Origin of the sequence: Schlegelella aquatica (genome assembly GCF_026013905.1) — a bacterium.
Taxonomy (GTDB): domain Bacteria; phylum Pseudomonadota; class Gammaproteobacteria; order Burkholderiales; family Burkholderiaceae_C; genus Caldimonas; species Caldimonas aquatica.
In genome coordinates this window covers 3,131,611-3,145,808 of the sequence record NZ_CP110257.1, presented here as the reverse complement: position 1 = coordinate 3,145,808, position 14,198 = coordinate 3,131,611, and the positions used below count along the sequence as shown (strand labels likewise).

At 71.0% G+C, this 14,198-nt stretch carries 10 protein-coding genes; 2 read left to right on the top strand and 8 right to left on the bottom strand.

Translation table 11 applies throughout. The annotated features are described in order from the left end of the window. Window positions 1-219: 219 nt before the first annotated feature. From fdhF to OMP39_RS14375, 8 genes are all read right to left on the bottom strand, one after another. The gene (gene fdhF, locus OMP39_RS14410; protein WP_264892494.1) at window positions 220-3,045 is read right to left on the bottom strand and encodes a formate dehydrogenase subunit alpha; all 2,826 of its coding nucleotides are present in this window, start codon (window positions 3,043-3,045) and stop codon (window positions 220-222) included. 1 nt (window position 3,046) lies between these two features. Beyond that, window positions 3,047-4,798, bottom strand: a complete 1,752-nt coding sequence (locus tag OMP39_RS14405) for an NADH-ubiquinone oxidoreductase-F iron-sulfur binding region domain-containing protein (protein WP_264892493.1) — start codon at window positions 4,796-4,798, stop codon at window positions 3,047-3,049. Next, window positions 4,795-5,265: a MaoC family dehydratase gene (locus OMP39_RS14400; RefSeq protein ID WP_264892492.1), complete on the bottom strand. Its 471-nt coding sequence runs from the start codon at window positions 5,263-5,265 to the stop codon at window positions 4,795-4,797. The genes OMP39_RS14405 and OMP39_RS14400 overlap by 4 nt, the downstream gene beginning before the upstream one ends. A gap of 8 nt (window positions 5,266-5,273) precedes the next feature. Further along, the gene (locus OMP39_RS14395; protein WP_264892491.1) at window positions 5,274-6,095 is read right to left on the bottom strand and encodes an enoyl-CoA hydratase-related protein; all 822 of its coding nucleotides are present in this window, start codon (window positions 6,093-6,095) and stop codon (window positions 5,274-5,276) included. Between the two features lie 93 nt (window positions 6,096-6,188). Next, complete coding sequence (gene boxA, locus OMP39_RS14390; protein WP_264892490.1) at window positions 6,189-7,463, bottom strand: benzoyl-CoA 2,3-epoxidase subunit BoxA; 1,275 nt, start codon at window positions 7,461-7,463, stop codon at window positions 6,189-6,191. A gap of 16 nt (window positions 7,464-7,479) precedes the next feature. Beyond that, window positions 7,480-8,907 carry a benzoyl-CoA 2,3-epoxidase subunit BoxB gene (boxB, locus tag OMP39_RS14385; RefSeq protein WP_264892489.1) on the bottom strand — a complete coding sequence of 476 codons (1,428 nt, stop codon included), beginning with the start codon at window positions 8,905-8,907 and terminating at the stop codon, window positions 7,480-7,482. A gap of 113 nt (window positions 8,908-9,020) precedes the next feature. Beyond that, entirely contained in the window at window positions 9,021-10,679 is a 1,659-nt protein-coding gene (gene boxC, locus OMP39_RS14380; RefSeq protein WP_264892488.1) for a 2,3-epoxybenzoyl-CoA dihydrolase, read from the bottom strand. Window positions 10,680-10,868: 189 nt separating this feature from the next. After that, on the bottom strand, window positions 10,869-11,780 hold the full coding sequence (locus OMP39_RS14375; RefSeq protein ID WP_264892487.1) for a helix-turn-helix transcriptional regulator: 912 nt from the start codon (window positions 11,778-11,780) through the stop codon (window positions 10,869-10,871). 198 nt (window positions 11,781-11,978) lie between these two features. Between OMP39_RS14375 and OMP39_RS14370 the strand changes: the two genes are divergently transcribed. Both OMP39_RS14370 and OMP39_RS14365 read left to right on the top strand, forming a co-directional pair. Further along, window positions 11,979-12,467, top strand: coding sequence for a DUF4863 family protein (locus tag OMP39_RS14370; RefSeq protein ID WP_264892486.1), 489 nt, complete (start codon window positions 11,979-11,981; stop codon window positions 12,465-12,467). Between the two features lie 146 nt (window positions 12,468-12,613). Further along, the gene (locus tag OMP39_RS14365) at window positions 12,614-14,191 is read left to right on the top strand and encodes a benzoate-CoA ligase family protein (protein ID WP_264892485.1); all 1,578 of its coding nucleotides are present in this window, start codon (window positions 12,614-12,616) and stop codon (window positions 14,189-14,191) included. Window positions 14,192-14,198 lie beyond the last annotated feature (7 nt).

The window sequence follows — 14,198 nt, the reverse complement described above, 5'->3', positions numbered from 1 at the left end:
CGGCCCATCGATGGCAGCGGGCGCAGGGCTGTCGGAGCGTGCACCCCGCAGCTGCTGGCAGCCGCAGGAAGGAAGCGACCGCGCCGGGGCTCCCACAGCACGGAGGACCGGTCGCTTCTCGGTCCGGGGGAATCCGCCTCGTCAGGGCAGTATGCACACCGGGCTCGACGGTGCCACCCTCACCTGGGGGTTCGGGCGGGCCCGGCATGCAACGGGATCTCACATCCCCGCGGGCCAGGGCTGAGCCGCTTCCGGCTCCCGGTAGCGCGACGGCTGCGGTGGCGTGCCGCCGACCCGCACGCGCACGGCGCAGTACTTGAGCTCGGGGATCTTCGCCACCGGGTCCAGGGCCGGGTTCGTCAGTCGGTTGGCGGCGGCCTCGTAATAGCAGAAGGCCACGAAGACCGCGCCTCGCGGGATGCTCTCGTCGGCGCGGGCATAAAGAGAGACTTCGCCGCGGCGCGACTGCAATGTGATCACTTCGCCCGGGCGCGCGCCGAGCGCTTCCAGGTCCAACGGGTGGATGAGCGCGACCGGATCGGGTTCGATCGCGTCGAGCACCCGGCTGCGGCGTGTCATGCTGCCGGTGTGCCAGTGTTCGAGCTGGCGGCCGGTGATGAGCACCCACGGGTAGTCGGCGTCGGGCCGTTCGGCGGCGGGCACGATGTCGGCCGGCACGAAGCGGCCGCGGCCGCTGGGTGTCGGGAAGCGCTCGGTGAAGACCACAGGCTGACCCGGAGCGCCTTCCTGCGTGCAGGGGTACGCGACGGCGTGCTCGCGCTGCAACCGCTCCCAGGTGATGCCGGCGATGCTGGGCATCGAGTGCCGCATCTCGTCGAAGACCTCGCTCACGTCCGTGTACCGCCACGGCAGTCCCAGCCGCTGCGCGAGGGCCTGGATGATCCACAGGTCCTGCCGGGCCTGGCCCGGCGGCTCCAGCGCCTGCCGGCCGAGTTGCACCGTGCGGTCGGTGTTCGTGAAGGTGCCGGTCTTTTCGGGGAAGGCGCTGGCCGGCAGCACCACGTCGGCCAGTGCGGCCGTCTCGGTGAGGAAGATGTCCTGCACCACCAGGTGGTCCAGTGCGGCCAGCGCCTGGCGGGCATGATTGACGTCGGGGTCCGACATCGCCGGGTTCTCGCCCATGATGTACATGCCGCGGATCTCGCCCGCGAGCGCGGCGTTCATCACCTCCACCACCGTGAGGCCCGGGCGGTCGTCCAGCGGCACGCCCCACAGCCGCTCGAACTTGGCGCGCGCCCCGGGGTCGGTGACGCGCTGGTAGTCGGGCAGCATCATCGGGATCAGGCCCGCGTCCGAGGCACCTTGCACGTTGTTCTGGCCGCGCAACGGGTGCAGGCCGGTGCCCGGCCGGCCGATCTGTCCGGTGGCCAGCGCCAGCGCGATCAGGCAGCGGGCGTTGTCGGTGCCGTGCACGTGCTGGCTCACGCCCATGCCCCACAGGATCATCGAAGCCCGCGAGGTGGCATAGGCGCGCCCCACCTCGCGGATGACGCCGGCCTCGATGCCGCAGAGGGGCGCCATGGCCTCCGGGCTGTAGCCCTGCACGTGCTCGCGCAGCGCCTCGAACCCCTCGGTGCGCCCGGCGATGAAGGCCTCGTCCACCAGGCCCTCGGTGACGATGACGTGCAGCAGGGCGTTGAGCAGCGCGACGTCGGTGTCGGGCTTGAACGCGAGGTGCCGCCAGGCGTGGCGGGCGAGTTCCGAGTGGCGAGGGTCGCACAGCACGAGCCGGGTGCCTTCCCGCACCGCGTTCTTGATCCAGGTCGCGGCCACCGGGTGGTTCACGCTCGGGTTCGCGCCGATCACGATCACCAGCTCGGCCTGCATCACGTCCATCACCGGGTTCGAGACGGCGGCCGAGCCGATGCCCTCCAGCAGTGCCGCCACCGAGGAGGCGTGGCACAGACGGGTGCAATGGTCGACGTTGTGGCTGCGAAAGCCGGTGCGCACCAGTTTCTGGAAGAGGTACGCCTCCTCGTTGCTGCCCTTGGCCGAGCCGAAGCCGGCCAGCGCGCGCGGGCCGTGCCGGTCGCGGATGCGCAGCCAGCCGGCGGCGGCGAGGTCGAGCGCCTCGTCCCAGGTCGCCTCTCGAAACACCTCCTGCCAGCGGGCCGGGTCGAGCGTCTCGTCCGCGCGCTTGGGCACTCCTTCACGCCGCACCAGGGGCACGGTCAGGCGCTGGGGGTGGCGCACATAGTCGAACCCGTAGCGGCCCTTCACGCACAGCCGCCCGTGGTTCGCGGGCCCGTCGCGGCCGCTCACGGCGATGAGCGTGTTGTCCTTGACGTGGTAGGTGAGCTGGCAGCCCACTCCGCAGTAGGGGCACACCGAGTCCACCGTCTTGTCCGGCACCTGCAAGGCCGGGCCGCCCGCCGAAGACAGCGCGCCGGTCGGGCAGGCTTGCACGCACTCCCCGCAGGCCACGCAAGTCGAGGCGCCCATCGGGTCGTCCTGGTCGAAGACGATCTTTTCTGCCGGGCCCCGGAAGGCCAGGCCGATCACGTCGTTGACCTGCTCGTCGCGGCAGGCGCGCACGCAGCGCGTGCACTGGATGCACGCGTCCAGGTGCACGGCGATCGCAGGGTGGCTGGTGTCGGGCGCGGGTTGGGGCCGCGATGCGAAGCGCGGCCGCCCCACGCCGAGCCTGCGCGCCCACTGGTCGAGCTCGTTGTCGCGTGTGTAGGCCGTCTCGGGCATGTCGGCCAGCAGCAGCTCCAGCACCATCTTCTGGGCGTGCCGGGCCCGCTCGCTCGCGCTGTGCACCTGCATGCCGGGCGTCGCGACGCGGCAGCACGAGGCGGCGAGCACCCGCTCGCCCTCGACCTCCACCATGCAGGCGCGGCAATTGCCCACCGGCTCCAGGCCTTCCTTGTGGCACAGGTGCGGGATCTCGACCCCGGCGCGCCGCGCGGCAGCCCAGATCGTCTCGCCCGGGCGGGCCTGCACCGTGCGGCCGTCCAGCGTGAACTCGAGCAGGGGCTCGTCCTCGGCGTGCGGACGTCGCGGCTCAAGTGCTGCGCTCATCTCAAGATCCTTCCATCCCGCCGCAGGCGCTCGGGGGGTGACCCAGTTCGTGGGGGAAGTACCGGATCACGCAGTCGATCGGGTTCGGCGCCGCCTGCCCCAGCCCGCAGATCGACGCATCGCGCATCGCCTGGGAGAGCTCCTCCAGCAGCGCGGTGTCCCACTGCGACTGCTGGATCAGGGCCCGCGCCTTGGCCGTGCCCACGCGGCAGGGCGTGCACTGCCCGCAGGACTCGCTCTCGAAGAAGCGCATCAGGTTGCGCGCCGCATCGACCGCCCGGTCGTGCTGCGAGAGCACGATGACGGCCGCCGAGCCGATGAAACAACCATAGGGCTGCAGCGTGTCGAAGTCCAGCGGCACGTCCGCGAACCGCGCGGGCAAGATGCCGCCCGAGGCGCCCCCGGGCAAGAAGGCGTAGAGCTCGTGGCCCTCGGCCATGCCGCCGCAGTATTCGTCCACCAACTCGCGCAGCGTGATGCCGGCCGGCGCCCATTTGACGCCCGGGTGCCTCACCCGCCCCGAGACGGAGAACGAGCGCAGCCCCTGGCGGCCATGGCGGCCTTCGCGCGTGAACCATGCGGGCCCGCGCTCGACCAGATCGCGCACCCAGTACAGCGTCTCGAAGTTGTGCTCCAGCGTCGGGCGCCCGAACAGGCCCACCTGCGCGACATAGGGCGGGCGCAAGCGGGGCATGCCGCGCTTGCCCTCGATCGACTCGATCATCGCGGACTCCTCGCCGCAGATGTAGGCGCCCGCGCCGCGCCGCAACTCGATGGGCGGCAGCGGCACGGGCGGGTCGGCACGCAGCGCCGCGAGCTCCCGCTCCAGCAACGCGCGGCAGCCGGCGTACTCGTCGCGCAGGTAGAGGTAGACCGCCTCGATGCCCACCGCCCAGGCGGCGATCAGCATGCCCTCGAGAAAGCGGTGCGGGTCGCGCTCCAGGTAGTGGCGGTCCTTGAAGGTGCCGGGCTCGCCCTCGTCGAGGTTGACGGCCAGCAGGCGCGGCGCCGGCTGCGCGCGCACCAGGCGCCACTTGCGCCCGGCCGGGAACCCAGCGCCGCCCAGGCCGCGCAAGCCGGCGTCTTCGAGCGCGCGGATCACCGATTCGGCATCCCGCCGGCCGGCCGCGCATTCCTGCAAGAGCCGATAGCCGCCCGCGGCGCGGTAGCTCGCATACCCGATCGCATGGGCCGGCACCTCGTCCTGCCAGGCGCCGGCGGCCACGGCCTGCTCCACCGCATCGACGCTGGCGTGGGGCACCGGGCGCTGGTGCACCACCGCCACCGGCGCCTGCGCGCAGCGCCCGACGCACGGCGCGCCGATCACGCGCACCTCGGCGCCCAGCACGGCCGGCAGGCGCGCCAGCAGCTCCTTGGCGCCCGCCAGCTCGCAAGCGAGGCTCTCGCACACCCGCACGGTCAGCCGTGGCGGCGCGGGGTAGCGGCCCTCGGCGTCCTCGCGCACGACATCGAAGTGGTGATAGAAGGTCGCGACCTCGAACACCTCGGCCTGCGACAGACGCAACAGCTGCGCCAGCGCGGCCAGGTGCGCGGTCGTGAGCTGGCGGTAGCGGTCCTGCAAGGCGTGCAGGTGTTCGATCAGCAGATCGCGTCGCAACGGCAGTGCGCCCAGCGCGCTCTGCACCTCGGTCACCGCCTGCGGCAGCACCGGGCGGCCGCGCGGGCGTTCGCGGCGCCGCTCGCGGCTGGGCCCGTGCGGCTCGATGGGGATGACCTTGGCGGCAGGCGTCATGGCGCAGTGGCGGCGGCCGGGCCGTCGGCCTCGGGCAGTTCGAACAGGCTGGTGGCCTTCAGGTCCAGCACCTCGATGCCGTGCTGGTTGAAGAGCTGCCAGCGCCAGTTGAGGATACCGAGTGTGGGCTGCGAGCGCGAGCGGCGCCGGTCGACGACCGTCGCGCGCAGGCGCAGGCTGTCGCCCGGGCGCACCGGGTGCGGCCAGCGGACGTAGTCCAGCCCGGGCGAGGCGAACGACTCCGAGCCGTTGAGCGCCGCCTGCACCACCAGGCGCATCGCGATGCCGCAGGTGTGCCAGCCGCTGGCGATCAGCGCGCCGAACCGGCTGCGCGTGGCCGCCTCCTCGGGCTCGGTGTGGAACCACTGCGGGTCGTAGCGGCGCGCGAACTCGAGGATCTCGGCCTCGCTCACCGTGACCGGGCCCGCTTCGATGACCCGCCCGATCTCGAACTCGGCGAACTTCATGGCCGCCCTCAGCCGCCGTCCGCGGTGCCGCGGGGGCCGTGCCCGGCCGGCGGGATCCACGCCGCAGGCCGCTTCGCCAGGAAGGCCGCGAACCCTTCGCGCGCTTCGTCGGTGCCGCGCACGCGGCTGATCGTCTGCGCGGTGAGTTCGCGCACCGCCTCGGTGACCGGGCCGACCTCCAGCTGCGCGAACAGGCGCTTGATCTCCACCTGGGCCTGCGGGCCGCTGGCGAGCAGTTCGTCCACGATGGCGTCGATCGCTTCGTCCAGGCCCGCCGCGGGCACCACCTGCTGGACCAGCCCGAGGCGTTGCGCCTCCTCGGCGCCGATGCGCGCGGCGGTGAGCGCCAGCCGCTGCGCCTGCCGCTTGCCCACCGCATTGACCAGGTAGGGCCCGATCACCGCGGGCAGGATGCCGAAGCGCGCCTCGCTCACGGCGAACTGCGTGCCTTCGGCCGCCACCGCGATGTCGCAGGCGCACGCCAGGCCCACGCCGCCGCCCAGCGCCAAGCCGTGCACCCGCGCCACCGTGGGCTTGGGGCATTCGTGGATGCACCGCAGCATGCCCGCGAAGCGGCGCGCGTCCTCCAGGTTCCATTCGCGCGTGGCCTCGCTGGCCCGCTTCATCCACTGCAGGTCGGCCCCCGCGCTGAAGGCTTTGCCGGCGCCCGACAGCACGACCACACGCACGTCCGGGCGGCCCGCCAGCTCCTCGAAGGCGCCGTCCAGGTCGGCGATCATCGTCTCGTCGAAGGCGTTGTACACCTGCGGCCGGTTCATCTGCACATGGGCGACGCCGCGGGCGTCTCGGGTGAGGGTCAGGGTCTTCATGGGATCACTCGGGTCGAAGGCTGCAAGCATACGTCGGCCAGGCGCCGGCCCTCAGGGCGACGGGCCCGCTTCCGGACGGCCCCGCGGCGGCGCTCAGTACGTCTCGAGGTGGAGTCGGCCCTCGCGCTTGAGCGCGCCGGCCAGGAGGTCCCACGGCAGTCCGCTCGCGTGGGCCACGTCGCGCAGCGCCAGCAGCACCCCCGTCTCCATGCTCTTGAGTCCGCACACGTAGATGTAGGTGTTCGGGTCTTTGAGCAGCTCGCCCAGGTCGGGCGCGCGCTCGCGCATGAGGTCTTGCACGTAGCGCTTGGGCGCCCCCGGCGTGCGCGAGAACGCGAGGTTGATGTCGATGAAGTCCTTGGGCAGGCTCATCAGGGGCCCGAAGTAGGGCAGCTCCTCCTTGGTGCGCGCCCCGAAGAAGAGCATCAGCTTGCCGCCTTCGAACTTGCCGCTCTTGCGCAGCCGGCGCCTCCATTCGGTCATCGCGCGCATCGGCGCGCTGCCCGTGCCGGTGCAGATCATCACGATGTTCGAGCGCGGGTGGTTGGGCATCAGGAAGCTGGTGCCGAACGGGCCGATCACCTGCACCGTCTCGCCCACCTTCAGGTCGCACAGGTAGTTGGAGCACACGCCGCGCACCGGGCGGCCCTGGTGGTCCTGCGTGACGCGCTTGACCGTGAGCGACACGTTGTTGTAGCCCGGGCGCTCGCCGTTGCGGGGGCTGGCGATCGAGTACTGCCGCGCATGGTGCGGCCGGCCCTGCGCGTCCACACCCGGCGGCAGGATGCCGATGGACTGGCCCTCGAGCACCGGGAACGGCATCGCGCCGAAATCCAGCACGATGTGGTGCGTTTCGTTGGCGGTACCTTCCTCGTTGACCCGCACATTGCCGACCACGGTCGCCGTGGTCGGGTTCTTGGCGCCGTACAGGTTGGTGTAGGCGTGCGCGGCCGACCAGGGTGGCACGGTCGAGCCGTAGGTCGCGGCGGTGAACTCGGTCTCCTCGCCCGCCTGCGGCGCGGTCGTGTCCGGCGTGTGGACCACCGGCTCCAGCTCGACCGGCTCGAACCCCTCGGCGCCCCACTGGTCGGGCGTGAGCTCGGGGGGCAGCTCGTCCCAGCCGAGTTGCTCCTCGACGCTGTACGCCCGGGCGCGGGGCACCGTGCGCCAGTTGTCGATCGCGCCGGTCGGGCACGGCGGCACGCAGGCCATGCAGGCGTTGCACACGTCGGCCTTCACGACGTAGTTGCGCTCGTCGTGCGTGATTGCCCCGACCGGGCAGGTCGCCTCGCACGTGTTGCAGCGGATGCAGATTTCCGGGTCGATCAGATGCTGCTTGATGACGACCGGCTGCGTGGCCATGTCCATGAGGCGCCTGACGGAATCAGTTGAAGCGCACGTACTCGAAATCGATCGGCTGGCGGTTGATGCCCATCACCGGCGGCGCGATCCAGTTGGCGAACTTGCCCGGCTCCACCACCCGGCCCATCAGCGAGCCCACGAAGGCGCGGTCTTCGGCCGAGGGCAGCCACTCGTCGCGGTGCGCTTCCCACTCGGCCTGCGAGACCACGCGCCCTTCCGGCGTGACGTGCACGCCGGCCAGCGTGCCGATGCGGCGGTGGAAGGCCTTGTGCGGCACGGTCAGCCGGAACGGCAGGCCGGCCTTCTCGATCACCTTGTTCCAGCGCGCCACGCCGGCCATCGAGTCCTTGATGAAGTCGTCGCGCAGCACCTCGTTCAAGGCGTTGAGCATCGGCACCTCCTTCTCGACCAACTGGCCGCCCTGCACGTCGAGGATGCGGTAGGTCTCCCCCTTGAGGCGGTGGTCGTCGGTGCGCTTGCCTTCCTCGTAGCGGCCCTTCAGGCCCGAGGTGTAGAAGGTCGCGGCATTCGACGACTGGTCGGCGCCGAACAGGTCGATCGTCACGCTGTAGTGGAAGTTGAGGTAGCGCTGGATCGTGGGCAGGTCGATCACGCCGGCGGCGCGCACCTGGGCCGGGTCGTCGGTCTTGAGCTGGTTCATCACCTCGCAGGTGCGCTGGATCACTCGCGCCACGCCGGACTCCCCGACGAACATGTGGTGCGCCTCCTCCGTCAGCATGAACTTCGTCGTGCGTGCCAGCGGGTCGAAGCCCGACTCGGCCAGCGCGGCGAGCTGGAACTTGCCGTCGCGGTCGGTGAAGTAGGTGAACATGTAGAAGCTCAGCCAGTCGGGCGTCTTCTCATTGAAGGCGCCCAGGATGCGCGGGTTGTCCTCGTCGCCCGAGCGGCGCTCCAGCAAGGCCTCGGCTTCCTCGCGCCCGTCGCGACCGAAGTAGCGGTGCAGCAGGTAGACCATCGCCCACAGGTGACGGCCTTCCTCCACGTTGACCTGGAACAGGTTGCGCAGGTCGTACAGGCTCGGCGCGGTCAGGCCCAGGTGGCGCTGCTGCTCCACCGAGGCGGGCTCGGTGTCGCCTTGCGTGACGATGATGCGGCGCAGGTTGGCCCGGTGCTCGCCCGGCACCTCCTGCCAGGCGTTCTCGCCCAGGTGCTCGCCGAAATGGATCTTGCGGCCCTCTTCCTTCGGGTTCAGGAAGATGCCCCAGCGGTAGTCCGGCATCTTCACGTAGCCGAATTGCGCCCAGCCCTGCGGGTCCACGCTGATCGCGGTGCGCAGGTACACGTCGAAGTTCTGCGAGCCTTCGGGGCCCATGTCGGCCCACCAGTGGAGGAAGTTGGGCTGCCACTGCTCGAGCGCACGCTGCAGCGTGCGGTCCTCGGCCAGATTGACGTTGTTCGGGATCTTCTCGCTGTAGTTGATGGACGACATGTGAATCCTCTGTCAGGCGGGGTGGAGGGGTGTGGTCTCAGCGCCGCGACGCAAGGGCGGCGCGGCGCGAGGCGAGGAGGGCGCCGAAGGCGCTGCGGCGGCGGGCATGTCCACTACACACGGTGAAGATCGAACTGGGCCTTCTCGCCCTTGCCGTACACCTTGAGCGCGCCCTTGTCGCCCACTGCGTTGGGGCGTTGGAAGATCCAGTTCTGCCAGGCCGACAGGCGGCCGAAGATGCGCGTTTCCATCGTCTCGCGCCCGGCGAAGCGCAGGTTGGCCTCCATGCCGGTGAGCGCATCGGGCGACATCGCCGCGCGTTCCTCGATCGCCAGGCGGATCTCGTCGGTCCAGTCGATGTCGTCCGGGGCCGACGTCACCAGGCCCAGCTCGAGCGCCTCGTCGGCGTCCAGCGCGCGGCCGATGGCCGCCCGGGCCGCCTGCAGCGGGCCTTCCTCTTCGTAGAAGCGCCGCGCCAAGCGCGACTGGCCGTTGACCATCGGGTAGGCACCGAAGTTGACGTCCCCCAGCGTGAGTGTGGGCGCGCGCGCCGGCTCGTCGGGCAGCGCCAGCATGTAGCTGCGGTCGGCCGCGAACGCCAGCTCGGCCAGCGTGCCCGCGAAGCACGAGCCGGGCTCGACGAGCGCGAACAGCGTGCGCGACGACACGTCGAGCCGCGCCAGGGTGCGTCGCAGCAGGCCGCGCACCTGGCGCACGAACCAGTGGTTCGCGTGCTGCTGCAGCGCCTCGTCGCAGGCCAGCACGGCCTGCGCATCGCCTTCGGTCTTCAGCAGCCAGGTGCCGATCTCCAACTCGTTGGTGCGCATCTCCAGGATCGCGTCGTCCAGTTCGCGCGCCATCTGCAGGGGCCACCAGCGCGCGCCGGCGGCCTCGATGCCGGCGAGGTCGCCCGGTTGCGGCTTTGCCGGCGCCTTGACCGTGAAGGTCGCCGCCCGGTGGGCGCGGTCGATCGTCACCTCGACGTACTCGTAGCGGATCGCCTCGGCCTCGATCCGGCGCGCCAGCGGCGGAAGTGGCACGCCCTTGGCGTCTTGCGGGCGGTCGCTCGCCTGAGCGAGCTTGCGCGCGCGCTCTTGCACCGCCTGCGCGAACTGCGCGGGCTTGGCCAGCGCATCCACCAGGCGCCATTCCAGCGCCCGCTGGCCGCGCACGCCCTCGGTCGTGGTGCAGAAGAGGTCCGCGCGGTCGTGGCGCACGCGGCGCTTGTCGGTCAGCCGGGTGAGGCCCCCGGTGCCGGGCAGCACGCCCAGGAGCGGCACCTCCGGCAACGAGACCGAGGACGAGCGGTCGTCCACCAGCAGGATCTCGTCGCAGGCCAGGGCCAGCTCGTAGCCGCCGCCGGCGCACGAGCCGTTCACCGCGGCGAGGAACTTCAGGCCCTCGTGCCGGCTGGAGTCCTCGATGCCGTTGCGCGTCTCGTTGGTGAACTTGCAGAAGTTCACCTTCCAGGCATGCGACGACAGGCCCAGCATGAAGATGTTGGCGCCCGAGCAGAAGATGCGGTCCTTCAGGCTCGTCAGGATCACGGTGCGGACCTGGGGATGCTCGAAGCGGATGCGGTTGAGCGCGTCGTGCAGTTCGATGTCGACACCCAGGTCGTAGGAGTTGAGCTTGAGCTTGTAGCCGGGGCGCACACCGCCGTCCTCGGCGACGTCCATCGCCAGGGTGGCGACGGGGCCCTCGACGCTGAGTTTCCAGTGCTTGTAGCGGGAGGGGTCGGTCTGGTAATCCACGCGGGGGGCTGCGCTCATCGGGGGGACTCCTGGTGTCGGGGCGCCGCGGCAAGCATGAACAAGAATGCATTTCGCGGCCAGTCAGATGCACGATAGTGCATGCGTTGAGGGACGTCAACCCGGCGGAGTCCGGAGTAACCCTGAGAAGGGGGTGAGCGGTCGCTGCCCGGGAGCGTGGCGCGGCGGGGTCCGGCCCTCGGGCCGCTGTCAGGCGGCCCAGTCCATGAGCCCGGCGGTCTGGCGCACCGCGGCGCGCAGACCCACGAAGGTCTCCTCCAGCGAATGGCCGCTCGTGTTGTAGGTGAGGTCCGCCTTCGCGTAGAAGGCCGCCCGTCCGGCCAGGATGCGCTTGAGGTCGTCCATCGCCTCGCGGCTGCCCGACATCGGCCGGAAGTCCCCCTGCGCGATGACCCGCTTCATGTGGTCCTCCGGGTCCGCCTGCAGCCACACCGTCAGGCAGTGGGTGAGCAGCAGATTGAACGTGGCCGGGTCCGAGACGATGCCGCCCGGGGTGGCGATCACGACCTCGGGGTAGATCTGCACGATCTCCTCCAGCGCGCGCCGCTCGTAGCGGCGGTAGGCGTTGGTGCCGTACAGCGAGTGGATCTCGACGATGCTGCAGCCGGCCACCTTCTCGATCTCGCGGCTCAGCTCGACGAAGGGGTAGCCCAGGTCCTCGGCCAGCATGCGGCCCAGCGTGGACTTGCCGGCCCCGCGCAGACCGACGAGGGCGATGCGGGCGAGCCGGCCCTGGCGGTCCGCGCCGCCGTCGAACAGCTCGGCCAGCTTCAGGCGCGCGCGGTGCAGGTCGGCTTCGGAGCGGCCTTCCAGCAGTTCGCGGATCATCAGCCACTCGGGCGACGAGGTGGTCACGTCGCCCAGGATCTCGGCCAGCGAGCATTGCAGCGCCCGCGCCACCTGCACCAGCACCAGGATCGACGCGTTGCCGGTGCCCAGCTCGAGGTTCGCCAGATGGCGCTCGGAGATCCCGGCGGCCAGTGCGGTCGCCTTGCGCGTCAGCCCTCGCCGGGCGCGCAGGTTGCGGATGCGCTCGCCCAGCGCCGCGAGGAACGGGTCCTTGTCGGTGGGCGATTCGTGGGCCGCGTCGAGGAAGCTCACGCCGTCAAACCTCTTGCCTGTGGATGGAGGGGCGCACCTCGGGATTTTCCCGCATATGAACTATTCTTCTTGACATGGCTCAGACGCGCGCCGTATCGTTGACCGTGCATGCAGGATAGTGCATGCCGGCGGCCGCGGCAACCGTGACATCGACGCCCCGCGCCCGCCGCAGCCGCCACACCCGGAGGACCTGCTGCCATGAGCCAGCCCGAGAGCCCCCCCGTCAGCGAGCCATTCCAGGCGCTGGTGCGAACGATAACCCAGGCGCTCGCCGGCCGGGCGGTGGACGCTTCGCTGGAGGCCTGGCTCAACGAGGAGTGGGGTGCGCAGTCCTCCTGGTATCGGCTCATGAAGGCCGAGTGCGAGCGGGGCGTGCGCGAGGGATGGTTGTGCACCCGGGAGGCGGGCGGCATCCGGTACGGCCGCGTGCTGCCGCCCGGCCCGCCGACGGCCGGCTTCTCGGTGGATGTCGTGGACATGCACGACGTCGTCGGGCCGCACCACGTGCATCCCACCGGAGAACTCGACCTCGTGATGCCGCTGACGCCGCAGGCGCAGTTCGACGGCACGCCGGCCGGCTGGAAGGTCTACGGCCCGGGCACCGCCCACCGTCCGACGGTGACGCAGGGGCGCGCCCTGGTGCTGTACCTCCTGCCCGAGGGGCGCATCGAGTTCACGCGCGCCTGACTCCGCGCATGGCGTCGCCGCCCACCACCACCCCGTGCCCCGTGCGTGCGCCGTGTCGAGCGCCGCGTCGGCGGCCCGTGAGCGGCCGGCCCTGCCCGACCCGAACCCGCCGCCGGCGGTAGACCGGCGCCCCGAGGAGACCGACCATGCCGCAGCCCGCTGCCCCTGCCGACCCGTTCAACTTCGCCGACCACTTGTTGCGCCTCAATGCCGCCCGCGGCGCCCGACCGGCCTTCATCGACGATCGCGAGACGCTGACCTACGCGGGGCTGGACGAGCGCGTGCGCCGGGCCGCCGCGGGTTTGCGCTCGCTCGGCGTGCACCGCGAGGAGCGTGTGCTGCTGCTGATGCACGACAGCACCGACTGGCCGGTGGCCTTCCTCGGCGCCTTGCATGCCGGGGTGGTGCCGGTGGCGGTCAACACGCTGCTCACCGCGCAGGACTACGCCTACATGCTGGAGCACAGCCGCGCGCAGGCGGCTTTCGTCTCGGCGGCGCTGCTGCCGGTGCTGCAGGCGGCGATGGAGTCGGCGCGCCACGAGGTGCGCCACGTCCTCGTGTCCCGGCCCACCGGGCCGTTGCCCGCCGGCATGCGCGCCTTCGACGAGTGGATCTCCTCGCACCAGCCGGCGGGCGAGTGCGCCGCGACGAGCGGCGACGAGCCGGCCTTCTGGCTCTATTCGTCCGGCTCGACCGGCCGCCCCAAGGGCACCGTCCACACGCACCTCAACCCCTACTGGACGGCCGAGCTCTACGGCAAGGCGGTGCTGGGGCTGAAGGAGTCCGACGTGGTGTTCTCGGCGGCGAAGCTCTTCTTCGCCTACGGACTCGGCAATGCGCTGACTTTTCCGCTGAGTGTGGGAGCGAGCGTCGTGCTGATGGCCGAGCGCCCGACGCCCGATGCCTGCTTCGAGCGCTGGTTGCGGCACCGCACCACCGTGTTCTACGGCGCTCCCACCCTGTACGCCGCGATGCTGGCTTCGCCGCACCTGCCCACGCGCGATCAGGTGTCGCTGCGGCTGTGCTCGTCGGCCGGCGAGGCCCTGCCGCGCGAGATCGGCGAGCGTTTCACCGCCCGCTTCGGCTGCGAGATCATCGACGGCATCGGCTCCACCGAAATGCTGCACATCTATCTCTCCAACCGGCCCGGCGAAGTGCGCTATGGCACCACCGGCCGGCCCGTCGAGGGGTACGACATCGAGCTGCGCGGCGAGGACGGCCGTCCGGTGGCGGAGGGCGAGATCGGCGATCTGTACGTGCGCGGACCGAGCGCGGCGCTGATGTACTGGAACAACCGCGAGAAGTCGCGCGAGACGTTCCAGGGCGCGTGGACCAAGAGCGGCGACAAGTACAGCCGCGATGCCGAGGGCTACTACACCTATGCCGGGCGCAGCGACGACATGCTGAAGGTGAGCGGCCAGTACGTTTCTCCCTTCGAGGTGGAGGCGACGCTGGTGCAGCATGCCGCGGTGCTCGAGGCCGCCGTCATCGGCGTCAGCGATGCTCAGGGCCTCACCAAGACCAAGGCCTACGTCGTGCTCAAGGCCGGCCACGCGGCCGACCCCGCGCTCGCGGCGGAACTCCAGGCCTTCGTCAAGCAACGGCTCGCCCCGCACAAGTACCCGCGCGCGATCGAGTTCATCGAGGAGCTGCCCAAGACGGCGACCGGCAAGATCCAGCGCTTCCGCCTGCGCGAACGCGAGCGCGCGCAGGCTCAGCAGTGAACGGAGG

What these genes read in the sequence shown, in the direction of transcription:
- OMP39_RS14395 (WP_264892491.1), bottom strand. Translation starts at nt 6,095, where the DNA reads ATGAAGACCCTGACCCTCACCCGAGACGCCCGCGGCGTCGCCCATGTG.
- OMP39_RS14365 (WP_264892485.1), top strand. Translation starts at nt 12,614, where the DNA reads ATGCCGCAGCCCGCTGCCCCTGCCGACCCGTTCAACTTCGCCGACCAC.
- boxC (WP_264892488.1), bottom strand. Translation starts at nt 10,679, where the DNA reads ATGAGCGCAGCCCCCCGCGTGGATTACCAGACCGACCCCTCCCGCTAC.
- OMP39_RS14405 (WP_264892493.1), bottom strand. Translation starts at nt 4,798, where the DNA reads ATGACGCCTGCCGCCAAGGTCATCCCCATCGAGCCGCACGGGCCCAGC.
- OMP39_RS14400 (WP_264892492.1), bottom strand. Translation starts at nt 5,265, where the DNA reads ATGAAGTTCGCCGAGTTCGAGATCGGGCGGGTCATCGAAGCGGGCCCG.
- boxB (WP_264892489.1), bottom strand. Translation starts at nt 8,907, where the DNA reads ATGTCGTCCATCAACTACAGCGAGAAGATCCCGAACAACGTCAATCTG.
- boxA (WP_264892490.1), bottom strand. Translation starts at nt 7,463, where the DNA reads ATGGACATGGCCACGCAGCCGGTCGTCATCAAGCAGCATCTGATCGAC.
- fdhF (WP_264892494.1), bottom strand. Translation starts at nt 3,045, where the DNA reads ATGAGCGCAGCACTTGAGCCGCGACGTCCGCACGCCGAGGACGAGCCC.
- OMP39_RS14370 (WP_264892486.1), top strand. Translation starts at nt 11,979, where the DNA reads ATGAGCCAGCCCGAGAGCCCCCCCGTCAGCGAGCCATTCCAGGCGCTG.